This window comes from Clostridium sp. CTA-17 (genome assembly GCF_054767895.1).
Genome location: NZ_BAAABF010000011.1, coordinates 54363 through 69231 on the forward strand (window position 1 = coordinate 54363; position 14869 = coordinate 69231).

Below are 14869 nucleotides of genomic sequence, written 5' to 3' on the forward strand. Positions count from 1 at the left end.
TTATATGTTAATACAGGCTTAGAGAGGTGAATAATTTGGCATATAAAGCTTTGTATAGAGAGTGGAGACCACAAACCTTTAACGATGTTGTAGGTCAAGAGCATATAACCACTACATTAAAAAATCAGATAATAAATGAAAGAACAGCTCATGCATATTTATTTTGTGGTACTAGAGGAACTGGTAAAACCTCTACAGCTAAGGTAATGGCTAAGGCTTTAAACTGTTTAGATTTAAAAGACGGAGAGCCTTGTAATCAGTGTGAGATGTGTAAAAAAATAAATGAAGGATTAGCAATAGATATAACTGAACTTGATGCAGCTTCAAACAATGGGGTAGATAACATAAGGGATATAATTGATGATGTTCAATACCCGCCTCAAGAAGCTAGATTTAAAGTTTACATAATGGATGAGGTTCACATGCTTTCTATTGGGGCAGTTAATGCTTTTTTAAAGACTTTAGAAGAGCCACCAAAGAATGTAGTCTTTATTTTGGCTACAACAGATCCTCAAAAATTACCTATAACTATACTGTCAAGATGTCAAAGGTTTGACTTCAAAAGGATTAGTAGAAAAGATATAACAGGAAGATTAAGAAAAATAGTTACTGAGCAAGGTATATTCTGTGATGATAAGAGCTTAGACCTTGTTGCAAGAGTATCTGATGGAGCTATGAGAGACTCTTTAAGTATATTAGATCAAGCTATTTCTATAGGGGATGGTAAGGTAGATTATGATGAATTAGTTTCTATGTTAGGTCTTGTAACTAATGATAATTTATTTAAAATAGTAGATTCTATAATAAAAAGAGATATAGAAAGTGCTATGGAAATAATAGAAGAATTAGTTCTTACAGGAAAGGATATGACTCTTTTCATAAAGGACTTAATAGTTCATTATAGAAACTTGCTTATGATAAAGGTAACTTCAAATCCAGAGGAAGTTTTAGATACTGCTGAGGAAAATATAGAAAAACTTAAAGTTCAAGGTGCTAAGTTAAAGGTTGAAGAAATCATGAGATGCATAAGAATTGTGCAAGAATGTGATGAAGAGGCTAAACTTAGCAAGCAGGCTAGAGTTTATTTAGAGCTTGCAGTAATAAAAATGTGCAAAATAGAGTATGATACATCTAAGGAAGTTATGCTTGCAAGAATAAATAAGTTAGAACAAGCAATAAGAAGTGGAAATATACAGGTTAATACTAATTTAGAAGAGGTTAAATCACAAGTTTCAAATGAGACTTCAAATAATAAAACTTTAAATAATAAACAACAGAATGTTACTCAAAGTTCAAATAATTATGAGGTAGTAAATGAAAATTCAACCCTAACACCAGAGTATTTAAGAAAGGTTTGGAAAGATATACTTGAAACCTTTAAGAGCAGAGGAAAGTATATGGTTTATATAGCCTTAGCAAAGGGTATAAGCAAAGTTTCTTGTAACAAAGGTGTTGTTGAATTTAGATATACTTATGAATATAGACATAATAAAGAAAGACTTGAAAAACATGATTTCTCTAAAATAGTAAATGATATATTTTCAGAAGTTTTAAAGGAACCTGTAAGAGTTGTATATAGTGTAGAACAAGGAACAGAAGAGGAAAAAGCTGAGGAAGCTGATTTAGAAGCTAGACTTTCAGGTATTATGGGTGATGGTCTAGAAATAGTTGAAGAATAGAATAAAATTGTAACCAAATAATAATGGTTAAGCATATAATCTAATATTATAGTAAATTTTTCAAAAATACTATATAATATTAAGGAGTTAATTTTTAAGGAGGATGTAAGTATGGCAAGAGGTGGATTTCCAGGCGGAATGGGAAACATGAATAATTTAATGAAGCAAGCACAAATGCTTCAAAAACAAATGCAATCAATGCAAGAGGAAATCGAAGCATCAGAATTCGAAGGCTCAGCTGGCGGCGGTGCAGTTGTTGCAAAAGTTAACGGAAAGAAAGAATTAATCGCACTTAATATAAAGCCAGAAGTTGTAGATCCAGATGATGTTGAAATGTTAGAAGATCTAGTTTTCTCAGCTGTTAAGCAAGCTTTAGAAAAAGCTTCTGAAGAAACTTCAGAAAAGATGGGTAAATTAACTGGTGGAATGGGAATGCCAGGATTATTCTAATAGAAATACTTATTAAATTTGAAAACTCTGCTGAAACTTCTCAGCGGAGTTTTTTATAAATAGAGAGAATTTAGTTTAAATAATAGGAGGAAAAAGGATGGAATTTTATCCAGTAGCTATAGAAAAGTTAATTGAAGAGTTTGCAAAATTACCTAGTATAGGAAAAAAATCAGCTCAAAGGTTAACTTTACATATTTTAAATTTGCCAAAGGATGAGGTAGAGGAATTTGCAAATGCCTTAGTCAAAGCAAGAGGAACTATTAAATATTGTTCTGTATGTGGTAACTTTACAGATACAGATCCATGTGCAATATGTTCAAATCCTAATAGAGAAAAAGATATAATATGTGTGGTTGAACAACCCAAGGATATTATGACAATGGAAAAAGTTAAAGAATTTAATGGTTTATATCATGTTTTACATGGAACTATTTCTCCAATGCAAGGAAGAGGACCACAGGATATAAGAATAAGAGAACTAGTAGCAAGAATGAGCGGAGACGTAAAAGAGGTTATTGTAGCTACAAACCCTACTATTGAAGGGGAAGCTACAGCTATGTATATTTCAAAGATATTAAAACCATTAGATGTTAAGGTTACTAGAATTGCAGCAGGAATCCCAGTTGGGGGAGATTTAGAGTATGCAGATGAAGTAACTTTATCTAAAGCCTTAGAAGGTAGAACTGTTATATAAATATTATTTAGGGCTTGTGATTCTAAATAAGATATAAATTATTTTATAATACAAATTGAGCTTAAAATACAGTATTAAATCTTTATAATGGTAATTAAACAATATAAACACAAGGGGAATTAACTAGTTAAAAAGTTAAAATACAAAGTTAAATCTTTATAACACCTGAATATAACTTGGACATTTTGGAAATAATTCCAAAGGAATAAGTTGGAGGTGTTAGTTATGGATAAAAAGAAAATTTCTGATTACTTAATAAAAAAGATAGATTATTCAAATCAAGATGAGGAAATATTAAAAGCTATTGAGCAAACCATACTAGAAATGGAGGTTGCAAGATCAGCTTTTCAAAATGCTTGTGATGATAAACTTATAGAATCTTTAATATATAAAGAGCAAGATATTAACGCTAGATATGAATACCTAATAAGAGAAGCTAAAAAAAGAGGTATAAAAGTTAGTATGGAACATATATTTAAGAATGCTAGGATAAGTATAATTTAAAAAGGTGGTAGATTTATGGATATAGGAGCGTTATCCTTAGATGATATAATTCTTCTAATTGTAGGAGTGCTTGTTGCAATATTAATTTTAAGATTAATATTTGGATCAATAGGGAAAATAATAGGCTTAGTTATTAATAGTATCTTTGGGGCTATACTACTTATGATTGTTAATTACTTTGGAGCTTATTTTGGCATAACTATAGGAATAAACTTATTAACTGCTTTAATAGCAGGTATTTTAGGAATACCTGGAGTAGTTTTAATGATATTATTCCAAGTTTTTGTTAGATAAATATAAGAATTTATATAAATAAAAAAACAGGTGAAATCACCTGTTTTTTTATTTTTAGATGGGAGGAAACTTGCAAAGTAAGCAAGGAATGTATTAAGCACTTCTTCCTTTTCTAAGGAGAGGAGTAGTCAAAAAATGAAGAAGCAATTAATCACTCTTTATATTAATATATGTTTTTAAATAAAATTTGCTACTTAAAGAAATAAAAATCATAAAAATATATTTATAAAAGTATATTTATAGAGAATTTATACTTTAGTGAATGGAGAATTTTATGGAGAGTTTATTTAATAGCTTAATTCTAGGTAAATATAAGTCTAGAGGGATTAGAGGAATAATAGTTTTAGGAATAGCTTATTTCTTTTTAATGGGAAATTACAATATGATAAGATACTTTTTTCAGGCAAGGCAAGGGAATTTAGATATTTCCATAATAAATAAATGTTTTTCAATGGGGAATATAGATAAATTTTTATTATTTTTATTTTTAGTTTGGAGTGTTGGATTTTTATTTGAGGATAAAGAAAAGGAGCTAAATGAAAATTTAGCTGTGGGAGAGGAGAATACAAAGAAATATTTCTTTTCTAAAGTTATTTTAATTTATGGAGTTTCTCTAATACCTATGTTAATTAACATATTTATAAAATTAATTTTTTATATACCATATAGAAATGCTTTTAGTTTAGATAAGCTTATTATAAGTTTTCTTTATTTCATAACATTAGGATTATTATTTACTTCAATAATTTTTATTATGAATTTAATTGTTAAGGATAGAATGTTTGCTGGAATATTTCCAATATTTTTTATGGAGGGTTTAATTTTAATATTTTCAGTAAGTGAGCTTTTAATTAGTGATAAACTTATTTGGGTTAGAAACTTCTTGAGTTTTATTGGTGAGAAAGTCTTATTAATTTTTAATTTATTAAATTTAGATTTTGATACCAATTCTTTTTCTTTAGGGAGACAGTTTATATTTATAATAATCTTAGTGTTAATTTCAGTATTACTTATTTATCTTTCAAGATTAATTTTAAAAATAATGAATTTTAAATATTTAGATAGACCATATTTCTTTGAAATACCTAGATATTTTATTTATATTTTTATGAGTATATTAATTGGATTTGTATTTGTACATGCCGTAGGATATTTAATTATAATGTTTATTCCAAGTGTAAGTTATGTTAAGGGAACCTTTATAGTTAACATTGCATCTTTAATTTCTATGGTTTTATTATTTGTTTTTTTAGAGATTTTATATAGAAGAAGGATATTAAATAAGGATTTAATAGAAGATAATATTGAAGTATGCAATGAAATTCAACCTTGTATAGGTGATTATATTGAATTTGATGAAACTACAGGGTTTTTAGATAATAATAATACAATTGATAAGGAAGAAAATTTTAATAATAGTTTATAAGATAAATGAGAATTAAACAAATATAGTAGTATTCCTTTTAAACTTACAATTTAAATAAATATAATATTTATAAGAATCTTTTTGTTTTAAAGAAAAGATTAAAAGTGATATACTTTTAACTGTATGTAAGAGAGGAACAGGAGGTTTGTTATGGCTGTTGGAACAAGTATAAATTGTAAGTATTGTATAGATTTTAAGAATGATAGATGTGATGGAACAGAAAAAAATTGTCTTTGTAGACTTTGCCCTAGAAATTTAGGACAATGTATATGTGTAAAATACTGTAGAGAAACAGAGTCAGTTTTATTTTGGAATGATGAAGAGGAATAAATTAGTATAAAAAAACTTTCTTAGAAAATACTAAGTATATAGTATTGTTCTGAGAAAGGAGAATTTGTATGGCTATTAGTGAAGAATTTATAGATATAGCAGAAAATTGTGTTGATTATTCAGCTAGGCATAGAGAGGCAGTATCTTCAATGAATTCTTGTAAAAGCTGTTTAAATTGCAATGAGTTTCATAGTGGAACTTGTGAAAAGGAAATGGAAAATAAATTCAACATTTTACAGGATATGATTTAATTTATATTTGAAAGACCTTAATCAATATTTTTTTGATATAGGTCTTTTTTTATTTCTAAAAAGGTAATTTATAATTATTTTTATTTATTTTTGTATCACCAATGAAGAAAATTTATTATATACTAATAAATAAAATAATTGTTCAAGTAAAGAAGGGGATTACATGCATAAAAAGTTATTTATACCAGGACCTGTGGAGGTAAGAGAGGAAGTATTAGAAAAAATGGCTACTCCTATGATTGGGCATAGAAGTAAAGAGGCATCTCAATTACAAAGAAGAATAAGCGATAATTTAAGGAAATTATTTTTTACTAATAATGAAATACTTTTATCAACAACTTCAGGAAGTGGATTAATGGAGGGAGCTATAAGAAGTTGTACTTTAAAGAAGGCTGCTGTATTTTCTGTGGGGGCTTTTGGTGATAGATGGTATGAAATGGGGATAAGTAATAATGTTCCTGTGGATAAATTTGAAGTTCCTTGGGGAAAAAGTATTAATGTAGACTTAATTGATTCAGTTCTTAAAACTGGACAGTATGATTTAATAACAGTAACTCATAATGAAACATCTACAGGGGTTATGAATGATTTAGAAGCAATAAGCAAAGTTATAAGGAAATATCCAGAGGTTATATTCTGTGTTGATGCAGTTAGTTCTGCAGGTGGAAGTAAAATAGAGGTGGATAAACTTAATATAGATATATGTATTACTTCTTCACAAAAAGCTTTAGGTCTTCCTCCAGGAATAGCAATATGTACATTTTCAGAAAGAGCTAGGGAAAGAGCAGAAAAGGTTAAGTTTAGAGGAACATATTTAGATTTATTAGCTTTATATAAATATATTAAAAAGAAGGATTATCAATATCCATCAACGCCTTCTATTTCACATATGTATGCTTTAGATTACCAGTTAGATTATATATTAAATGTAGAAGGGCTAGAAAATAGATTCAATAGACATATTGAAATGGCTAAAATAGTTAGAGAATGGGCAGAAAAATACTTTGAAATTTATCCTGAAAAGGGGTACTATTCAAATACCCTTACAACTATAAAAAATAATAAAAATATAGATATTGGGGCTTTAAATAAGGAACTTGGAAAAAGAGGATTTCAGATATCTAATGGGTATGGAAAGCTAAAGGATAAGACATTTAGAATAGCACACATGGCTGACTGCCAAGTTAAAGATATAAAAGAATTATTAAGCAATATAAATGAAATTTTAGAATTGGAATAAATTTAAGCCCACACTGATTAGTGTGGGTTTCTTTTATACTAAATAATTTATTAAGGGGGCTATTTTGATATGTTAAGAATACTTTTAAATGATGGATTAGATAAAAAAGCTATTAGCAATTTGGAAATGCTAGGTTGTGATGTTGATACTAATCATTATGATATAGAGGATTTAAAAGAAAAAATAAAAGAAGTAGACTGTATAGTTATAAGGTCTGCCACAAAAATTACAAGAGAATTAATAGATGAAGCGATTAAAGGTGGAAACTTAAAATTAATTATAAGAGGTGGAGTAGGACTTGATAATATAGATGTTAAATATGCTGAACAAAATGGAATTAAAGTAAGAAATACTCCTAATGCAAGTTCTTCATCAGTTGCAGAGATTATATTAGCCCATATGTTCTCTTTAGCAAGATTTTTAAATCAATCTAATATAACTATGAAAGATGGTCTTTGGAAAAAGAAAGATTATGTTGGTGTTGAGCTTGAAGGAAAAACTCTTGGAATTATAGGTATGGGAAGAATAGGATCTGAATTAGCTAAGAAATGTACAGCTTTAGGTATGAAAATAATATACTTTGATCTGATGGATATTAAGAATATAGACAATAATTATAGAAAAGTAGAATTTGATGAGTTATTAAGAGAATCAGATTTTATTTCTATAAATATTTCTGGAACTAAGAGTATAATTGGAAGTGAAGAATTAAAAAAGGTTAAAAAGGGAGCCTTTATAATAAATACTTCTAGGGGAAAAGCACTAGATGAGGAGGCAATAATAACTAGTTTAAATGATGGAACCTTAGGTGGCGTTGGACTAGATGTATTCTTAGAAGAGCCAAGTAAAAATTTAGAATTAATAAAGCATCCTAAAGTAAGTTTAACTCCTCATATTGGAGCTTCAACAAAAGAGGCTCAGATGAAAATAGGGGAGGAAGTTATAAATATAATAAAAGAAGAGATGTATAAGTAAAATTTAAAATATATAACTGTAGATTTAAAGATTAAACTTTAGATAAAAAGAAAAAAGCCTTATTTTAAATATTACTGATTTTATATATGAATGTAATCTAATAATAATTAAAATAGGGGCTAATTTTTAGAGGGAGAGTGAGGAATATGGTTAATATAAAAGCTTTTAAAGCTTTAAGACCAAGAAAGGACTTAGTAGAAAAAGTTGCTGCATTACCATACGATGTTTTGAGTAGGGATGAAGCAAAAGAGGAAGTAAAAAACAATGAGTTTTCCTTTTTAAATATTGATAAAGCTGAAACTTATTTTCCAGAAAATATTAGTGAGTATTCTGAAGAGGTTTATAAAAAAGCGGGAGAGAATTTGGAAAGATTTATTAAAAACAATATTTTTATAAAAGAAGAAAAAGATTGTTTATATATTTATGAGTTGGTTTTAGATGGAAAATCCCAAAGCGGAATTGTTTCATGCTTATCTGTTGATGATTATTTAAATAACACAATAAAAAAACATGAATTTACTAGAGACAAAAAAGAAGAAGATAGAGTAAAACATATAAAAGCTTGTAATGCTCAAACAGGACCAATATTTTTAACCTATAGAGATTCAGAAAAAATAAGTAATATAGTTTCAAAAATAGTTTTAGAAAAGCCTTTATATGATTTTATTTCTGATGATGGAGTTTTGCACAGAGTTTGGAAGATAGATGATAAATCTATTATAGATGAAATAATAAAAGAATTTAAAGAAATTAATTCAATATATATAGCAGATGGACATCATAGGTCAGAAGCAGCTGTAAAAGTATGTTTAGAAAGAAGAGAAAAGGGAGAATGCTTACCTGAGGATGAATGTAATTATTTCCTAGGAGTTTTATTTCCTAAAACAGAACTTACAGTTATAGATTATAATAGAGTAGTTAAAGATTTAAATGGATTAAGTGAAGAGGAATTTTTATTGAAATTAGAAGAAAAATTTCAAATAACTAAATTAAATAAGGAAGATAATCCAAAACCTAAACATAAAGGTGAATTTGGGATGTATATTAATGGAGATTGGTTCAAATTAGAGTATAAAGAGAAAAATGAAATTTCACTAATAGAAAAAACAAAAACTGATTTAGTTAAAAATTTAGATGTTTCTATACTTCAAGATAATATTTTAGAGCCTATATTAGGAATAAAAGATGTAAGAAATGATGAGAGAATAGATTTTGTTGGAGGTATAAGAGGGATTAAAGAATTAGAAAGAAGAGTATCAGAGGATATGAAAGTTGCTTTTGCTCTTTATCCAACAAGTCTAGAAGAGGTAATGAAAATTTCTGATAAGGGGTTAATAATGCCACCAAAATCAACATGGTTTGAGCCTAAGCTTAGAAGTGGAATATTCATTCATAAAATATAAAAATGGATATTATCCAAAATATAATAAAACTTATTTTGGATAATATCCTTTTATATTAAGCCATTTTTAAAATCATTGATTTTAATATTGAAGTAGAGTTTTTAACTCCTATAGCTGTAAACTCAGCGAAGTCCATATGTGCTCCATTATTTGCATTATCAGATATTGATCTTATAACAAGGAATGGAATATTGTTTAAGTAACAAACGTGAGCTATACTTCCACCTTCCATTTCACAAGCAGAAGCTCCAAATTCCTCTTCTAACCATTTAACCTTTTCTACACTAGCAACAAATTGGTCACCAGTAACTATTCTTCCAGTGAAGCTCTTTATTTCTTCATTTTCTTTACAAGCTTCTTCGCAAAGGTCAACTAATTCTTGTGAACATTTAAAATCAAAGGTATCTAATCTTGGTATTTGTCCTATAGGATCTCCAAAGGCAGATGTGTCCATATCGTATTGAACTAATGAGTTAGCTATAACAACATCCCCAGGATATATTTCCATGCCTATACCACCAGCAACACCAACATTTATAACCTTATTAACTTTGTACTCACTTATTAATATTTGAGTACAAACGGCAGCATTAACCTTACCTATACCACATACAACGGCTACAACCTCTTGACCCCAAAGAGTACCTTGGTGGAAAGTCATATTAGCCTTAGTTTCTTTAGATTTTACTTCCATGTCTCTTAAAAGAATTTCTAATTCTTCGCTCATAGCGGCGATTATTCCTAAAGTCATTTTAAATTCCTCCTCAAATTAAATTCATAAAGTTATTATATATTAAAAAAAGATCATATCATAGAAATTTAGAAAGTAAATCAATTTAAAAGCATACTTTAGCCTTTTATTATTAATTAGAATTTACTTAAATTAGGGCTTAATCCAAGAAATTTTATATAAATTTTCTAGATAGAAGTAAGTTTTTAAAAGAATTATATGTTAATATAAATGAAAAACTTTATTTATATTAAGTAGAATGTATATAATATTAATGAATTTGTGTGTTTATTAAGTATAAGAATAAACATTATAAGTTTGAGATATTTATTTTAGAACATATTATAAGGATTAACATAGGGGAAATTTTATTAACTTAAGAAGGAGAGAAAGTTTATGTTACAACATTCATTGTCAAGAACAGAATTACTAATAGGTAAAGATGCTTTAGATAAATTAGCAAAGAGCAAAGTTATGGTATTTGGAGTTGGTGGAGTAGGAAGCTTTACTGTAGAAGCTTTAGCTAGAGCAGGAGTAGGAAACTTAATTTTAGTTGATGATGATACTGTTTGTTTAACAAATTTAAACAGACAAATACATGCTACATATAAAACTATAAGTAAAAACAAAGTAGAGGTTATGAAGGAAAGAGTTCTTTCAGTAAATAGAAATTGTAATGTGGAAACTATACAAGTTTTTGTTACTCCAGATAATTTAGAAGAAATAATACCAGATGATGTAGATTATGTGGTAGATGCCATTGATACTGTTTCAGCTAAGATAGCTCTTGCTGTTTATTGTGAACAAAAAGGAATAAAACTTATGAGTTCAATGGGAACTGGAAACAAATTAAATCCAGCAGAGTTTAAAGTAGCTGATATATACAATACAAAGGTATGTCCGCTAGCTAAGGTTATGAGATATGAACTTAGAAAAAGAGGCGTTAAGAAATTAAAGGTTGTTTATTCAGAAGAAATGCCTAGAAAACCAAAGGTTGAAGATGTAGTTACTTGCAAAACAGGATGTGTTTGTACTGGTGGAACTAAAAAATGTTCAGCTAAAAGACAAATACCAGGAAGTGTATCTTTCGTGCCTCCAGTAGCTGGTATGATAATAGCATCAGAAGTGGTTAAAGATTTAATAAAAGAATATATTTAATATAGAGAAATTTGGGCTTTATCAAAATATGATAATAAAAATTATTTTGATATAAGCTCTTTTTCTATTTATAAAGCTTTTGATTTTAAAATATAAAGAAGTTTTTAATTATATATAGTAAGTATACATAATTAAGCACTATTCAATGTTTTTATGGTATAATTTTTATGTTTTTGTTTTTTTATAAATAACTACTATAGATTATATATTTTTTATGGTTTAAAGTAGTATATTTTAATAATATAGATCTAATAAAGTTTTATTTATTTTAAATAATAAGGAGAAGTAATAATGAACAGTAAAAAGCAAAATTATGTTGCATTAGCTTTTCTATTTATAATGATGATTTTAGCAGCTATAGTTGAAAATACTAAAGGTATATTCATACCAGTATTTAAACAGGAATTTGGAGTTAACGATAATACTATAAGTAACTTACTTATTTCTACTTCAGCTGCTTATATGGTATTAACATTTATAGGTGGAATGCTTTGCGAAAAGTTTGGACAGAAAAAGGTATTTTTAGCTGGATTGATGGTGATATTTTTATCACTTATATTCTTATCTTTTACAAAAAACTATTTAATGTTATATACAGGAATGGTAATAAGTAGTGCTGGTATAGCCATGGTTGCAATATCATGTAATACAGTTCTTCCTATATTAGCATTAACGGCACAAAACGTAATAATGAATGTTATGCATGCTTGCTACGGGTTAGGCTCTTCCGTTGGCCAAGGATTATTTGGTTCATTAACTGCAAGAGGAGTTAACTGGAGAACTATGTATTTCTTTGTAGGTTTAGTTTACTTAGCAGTATTCATATGCTTTATATTCGTTAAAATACCTAGAACAGAAATAGTTAAAGAAAAAGATAAGATGACTATAATAGAAGCTTTATCAAATAAGGTAATAGTTGCCTATATGCTTGCCTTAGGATTATATGTATTTACAGAGCAGGGTATATCAAATTGGTTCGTAAATTACATGAAGTATGGTTATAATATAAATGAGCAAAAGGCAGGAATGTATTTATCACTATTTTTTGCTATATTCACCATAGGAAGATTATTTGGTGGATTTGTAGTAGAAAAAAGAGGATATTTCAATATATTATATAAAACATTAATAATAGGAGCTGCACTTTGTATCTTAGGTTTACTTTTAGGTAGAAACGGTATGGTGATAATATCTGTATCAGGATTATTCTTCTCAATAACATTCCCAACTACAGTTTTAACTATTAGTAAGGTTTTTGATAAGAATGTTGCATATATTACAGGTATTGTAATAACATCAGCTAGTTTAGTTGGTATGATTCTTAACAAGGCTATTGGATTGTTAAATGAAAGTGTTGGACCAGATAAGGCATTTTATATTATACCTGCAAGTGCAATTTTATCTGCCGTTTTAATGTTCTACTTATACTTAAATACTAAGAAGAGGCTAGTAAAGTAAAAAATATAAATTGGAGAGTAGAGTATGTCTTTTGATAAGAATGTATTTATAGAAGCAATAAGAGGAAATGATAGGGAATACGTTGTAAAAGATAAAGTTGGCATAATACTAGGTAGATTTTTCTTGAAGGATTTAGATAGTAAAAATAAAAAAGTTGATGTTAAATTTAAATTTTACAAAGAAGATAACTATAAACTTATGAAAGAGACTTTAAGAAAGATTTTAAAGGTTTTATTTGCTGAAAAAGACATATATAAAATTAATCTTTTTGTTTCAGATATAAAAAACTTTAATGCTTATTTAGATTTAGGTTTTATGCTTGAGGGTATATTATCAGATAATGTATGTAACAATGGTATTCAGAAAGATGAATATATTATGGGGATAAATATAAATGACTTTAATGATAAGGTTAAATTAGTTCAGTTTCAATTAAATACTGAAAGATTAGCCCTTAGAAATTTAACTCCAGAGAATACAGAAGAAATGCTTGATTATTATATAAGAAATGAAGAGCATTTAAGACAGTATGAACCTACTAGGGATAGCGGTTTTTATACTTATGATGGACAAAAGGAAATTTTAACAGAAAGTTTTAGACAGTTTATAGATGGAACTTCAATTGATTTAGGTATATTTAAAGATGAAAAACTAATAGGAAAAATAAAATTATCTAATATAGTCTATGGAATATTAAGAAATGCCTTTGTTGGATACTCCATAGATAAGGAGCATCAAGGAAAAGGCTATATGAAAGAAGCACTTAATACAGTATGTAGTTACGCTTTTGAAGAAATGGGTTTACATAGACTAGAGGCTTCAACCTTAATGGATAATTCTAGATCTCAAGGAGTATTAAAAGCTTGTGGATTTAATGAATTAGGTATTAGTGAAAAATACTTATACATTAATGGTGAATGGAGAGATCATAAAATATTTTATAAGGTGAACGATGACTTATAAGGCTTAAGGAGGAACAATGTTGTCTCTAAATACGAAAAATAATCTTTACAGAGAGATACTAGATAGGATAGATAGAGGAGGAAATTGGGAAATGATAGTTGTAGATGGAGTTGTTGGAGTAGGTAAAAGTACTTTAATGAACATCTTAGCAGAGAGAGGATTAATAGCTTATGAGGAACCTGTGGTGGACAATCCTATATTAGAAAAATTCTATTATGATAGGAATAGATATTCTTTTCCGCTTCAAGTATTCTTTTTAAATAAAAGATTCAAGCATATAAAAGAAGCTGGACTTGTAGAAAATTCAGTTATGGATAGAAGTATATACGGAGATGTTATATTTGCTAAGATGCTATGTGAAAAGGGCGAAATGACAGTTGAAGAGTTTGAATTATATAAAGAGCTTTTAGAAAATATGCTAGAGCATGTTAAAGCACCAAAATTAATGGTATATCTAGAAATATCAGTAGATGAAGCTATGAAGAGAATTCAAAAAAGAGGTAGAGATTACGAGCAAGTAGTTGAAAGAGAATATTGGGAGAAGCTTAATAATGAGTATAGAGAGTATTTTGAAAACTATAATGTCTCTCCTATATTAAGAATAAATGTTGATGAGTTAGATTTTGAAAATGTACCAGAAGATAGAGAATATGTTTTAAATCTTATAGATAAGAAATTAAGCGAATTAGAAAATAATAAATAAGTTTATTTAAAAGAAGAGGATATTTAGTTATTCTCTTCTTTTTTATATTATTAAAGTATTTTTTTATTTAAGTTGAGTAATTATATGAATATTTTAAGGAAAAAAGGTAATTATAATAAAGAATTGATTATTAATTTAGATTTTTACAAGGGTTAAACATACAAAACTATCCATAAATGAATAGTAATTGAATATAATATCTATAAACTTTTCCTAGTGTGTCAATATATGATATACAGAGAAAATAAAAGGATTTAAAAGATTAGTTTGGATGTTTTTCAAAAACTAAAGTAAATTTTAAATTAAATTAAAGAAATGGTGTTAAGATAATACCTGTCACTAAGGACGGGCAACAAAAAAAGACAATAAGTTGAAAGAAAACAACTTAAAAAGTTTTTTGAAAAAAAGTGTTGACAAAGTTCGAGAGTGATGATAAAATAAAGAAGTCGCTTGAGGGCGACAACGAAATGGTCTTTGAAAATTAAACAGAAGATATTAACATAAACCAGCAATTCTTTTATAAGTAATATGAGTATAGATTAAACTTTTAAATTGAGAGTTTGATCCTGGCTCAGGATGAACGCTGGCGGCGTGCTTAACACATGCAAGTC

The 14869-nt window shown here is 27.8% G+C and carries 16 protein-coding genes and 1 rRNA gene; 16 read left to right on the forward strand and 1 reads right to left on the reverse strand.

The window, feature by feature from the left end:
- Positions 1 to 35 precede the first annotated feature (35 nt).
- The 11 genes from dnaX (at position 36) to ACYUCG_RS13945 (ending at position 9246) form a co-directional block, all read left to right on the forward strand.
- Entirely contained in the window at positions 36 to 1679 is a 1644-nt protein-coding gene (dnaX, locus tag ACYUCG_RS13895) for a DNA polymerase III subunit gamma/tau (protein ID WP_415320008.1), read from the forward strand.
- 111 nt (positions 1680 to 1790) lie between these two features.
- Positions 1791 to 2129 carry a YbaB/EbfC family nucleoid-associated protein gene (locus ACYUCG_RS13900; protein ID WP_003458189.1) on the forward strand — a complete coding sequence of 113 codons (339 nt, stop codon included), beginning with the start codon at positions 1791 to 1793 and terminating at the stop codon, positions 2127 to 2129.
- A gap of 97 nt (positions 2130 to 2226) precedes the next feature.
- Positions 2227 to 2823, forward strand: coding sequence for a recombination mediator RecR (gene recR, locus ACYUCG_RS13905; RefSeq protein WP_003450875.1), 597 nt, complete (start codon positions 2227 to 2229; stop codon positions 2821 to 2823).
- A 225-nt stretch (positions 2824 to 3048) separates the two neighbouring features.
- Positions 3049 to 3327, forward strand: a complete 279-nt coding sequence (locus ACYUCG_RS13910; RefSeq protein WP_003450842.1) for a YaaL family protein — start codon at positions 3049 to 3051, stop codon at positions 3325 to 3327.
- Between the two features lie 15 nt (positions 3328 to 3342).
- Positions 3343 to 3621 (forward strand): pro-sigmaK processing inhibitor BofA family protein, encoded by a 279-nt coding sequence (locus tag ACYUCG_RS13915; protein WP_460268773.1) that lies wholly within the window; start codon positions 3343 to 3345, stop codon positions 3619 to 3621.
- Positions 3622 to 3895: 274 nt separating this feature from the next.
- A complete protein-coding gene (locus ACYUCG_RS13920) occupies positions 3896 to 5047 on the forward strand; it encodes an ABC transporter permease (RefSeq protein WP_415320009.1) in 1152 nt (383 codons plus the stop codon).
- A gap of 150 nt (positions 5048 to 5197) precedes the next feature.
- Positions 5198 to 5377, forward strand: coding sequence for a hypothetical protein (locus ACYUCG_RS13925; RefSeq protein ID WP_003450880.1), 180 nt, complete (start codon positions 5198 to 5200; stop codon positions 5375 to 5377).
- A gap of 68 nt (positions 5378 to 5445) precedes the next feature.
- On the forward strand, positions 5446 to 5628 hold the full coding sequence (locus ACYUCG_RS13930) for a hypothetical protein (protein ID WP_003450908.1): 183 nt from the start codon (positions 5446 to 5448) through the stop codon (positions 5626 to 5628).
- 163 nt (positions 5629 to 5791) lie between these two features.
- Positions 5792 to 6868, forward strand: a complete 1077-nt coding sequence (locus ACYUCG_RS13935) for a pyridoxal-phosphate-dependent aminotransferase family protein (protein ID WP_003472670.1) — start codon at positions 5792 to 5794, stop codon at positions 6866 to 6868.
- Positions 6869 to 6937: 69 nt separating this feature from the next.
- On the forward strand, positions 6938 to 7843 hold the full coding sequence (locus ACYUCG_RS13940; RefSeq protein ID WP_333959511.1) for a D-2-hydroxyacid dehydrogenase: 906 nt from the start codon (positions 6938 to 6940) through the stop codon (positions 7841 to 7843).
- Between the two features lie 146 nt (positions 7844 to 7989).
- Entirely contained in the window at positions 7990 to 9246 is a 1257-nt protein-coding gene (locus ACYUCG_RS13945) for a DUF1015 domain-containing protein (RefSeq protein ID WP_415320010.1), read from the forward strand.
- 55 nt (positions 9247 to 9301) lie between these two features.
- Here ACYUCG_RS13945 and ACYUCG_RS13950 read toward each other — a convergent pair whose 3' ends face one another.
- Positions 9302 to 9997 (reverse strand): 5'-methylthioadenosine/adenosylhomocysteine nucleosidase, encoded by a 696-nt coding sequence (locus ACYUCG_RS13950; RefSeq protein ID WP_111743972.1) that lies wholly within the window; start codon positions 9995 to 9997, stop codon positions 9302 to 9304.
- 375 nt (positions 9998 to 10372) lie between these two features.
- Between ACYUCG_RS13950 and ACYUCG_RS13955 the strand changes: the two genes are divergently transcribed.
- The 5 genes from ACYUCG_RS13955 to ACYUCG_RS13975 all read left to right on the forward strand — a co-directional run.
- Positions 10373 to 11134, forward strand: a complete 762-nt coding sequence (locus ACYUCG_RS13955) for a tRNA threonylcarbamoyladenosine dehydratase (RefSeq protein WP_003450981.1) — start codon at positions 10373 to 10375, stop codon at positions 11132 to 11134.
- 291 nt (positions 11135 to 11425) lie between these two features.
- Positions 11426 to 12592 (forward strand): MFS transporter, encoded by a 1167-nt coding sequence (locus ACYUCG_RS13960; protein ID WP_003458175.1) that lies wholly within the window; start codon positions 11426 to 11428, stop codon positions 12590 to 12592.
- 24 nt (positions 12593 to 12616) lie between these two features.
- Complete coding sequence (locus ACYUCG_RS13965; RefSeq protein WP_124040877.1) at positions 12617 to 13555, forward strand: GNAT family N-acetyltransferase; 939 nt, start codon at positions 12617 to 12619, stop codon at positions 13553 to 13555.
- Positions 13556 to 13574: 19 nt separating this feature from the next.
- Entirely contained in the window at positions 13575 to 14258 is a 684-nt protein-coding gene (locus ACYUCG_RS13970; protein WP_110029815.1) for a deoxynucleoside kinase, read from the forward strand.
- 548 nt (positions 14259 to 14806) lie between these two features.
- Positions 14807 to 14869 (forward strand): 16S ribosomal RNA (locus ACYUCG_RS13975); the annotation flags it as partial.

Excerpts from the sequence above, each read along its gene's own strand:
- ACYUCG_RS13900 (WP_003458189.1), top strand. The coding sequence starts at position 1,791 with ATGGCAAGAGGTGGATTTCCAGGCGGAATGGGAAACATGAATAATTTA.
- recR (WP_003450875.1), top strand. The coding sequence starts at position 2,227 with ATGGAATTTTATCCAGTAGCTATAGAAAAGTTAATTGAAGAGTTTGCA.
- ACYUCG_RS13910 (WP_003450842.1), top strand. The coding sequence starts at position 3,049 with ATGGATAAAAAGAAAATTTCTGATTACTTAATAAAAAAGATAGATTAT.
- ACYUCG_RS13915 (WP_460268773.1), top strand. The coding sequence starts at position 3,343 with ATGGATATAGGAGCGTTATCCTTAGATGATATAATTCTTCTAATTGTA.
- ACYUCG_RS13920 (WP_415320009.1), top strand. The coding sequence starts at position 3,896 with ATGGAGAGTTTATTTAATAGCTTAATTCTAGGTAAATATAAGTCTAGA.
- ACYUCG_RS13925 (WP_003450880.1), top strand. The coding sequence starts at position 5,198 with ATGGCTGTTGGAACAAGTATAAATTGTAAGTATTGTATAGATTTTAAG.
- ACYUCG_RS13930 (WP_003450908.1), top strand. The coding sequence starts at position 5,446 with ATGGCTATTAGTGAAGAATTTATAGATATAGCAGAAAATTGTGTTGAT.
- ACYUCG_RS13935 (WP_003472670.1), top strand. The coding sequence starts at position 5,792 with ATGCATAAAAAGTTATTTATACCAGGACCTGTGGAGGTAAGAGAGGAA.
- ACYUCG_RS13940 (WP_333959511.1), top strand. The coding sequence starts at position 6,938 with ATGTTAAGAATACTTTTAAATGATGGATTAGATAAAAAAGCTATTAGC.
- ACYUCG_RS13945 (WP_415320010.1), top strand. The coding sequence starts at position 7,990 with ATGGTTAATATAAAAGCTTTTAAAGCTTTAAGACCAAGAAAGGACTTA.
- ACYUCG_RS13950 (WP_111743972.1), bottom strand. The coding sequence starts at position 9,997 with ATGACTTTAGGAATAATCGCCGCTATGAGCGAAGAATTAGAAATTCTT.
- ACYUCG_RS13955 (WP_003450981.1), top strand. The coding sequence starts at position 10,373 with ATGTTACAACATTCATTGTCAAGAACAGAATTACTAATAGGTAAAGAT.
- ACYUCG_RS13960 (WP_003458175.1), top strand. The coding sequence starts at position 11,426 with ATGAACAGTAAAAAGCAAAATTATGTTGCATTAGCTTTTCTATTTATA.
- ACYUCG_RS13965 (WP_124040877.1), top strand. The coding sequence starts at position 12,617 with ATGTCTTTTGATAAGAATGTATTTATAGAAGCAATAAGAGGAAATGAT.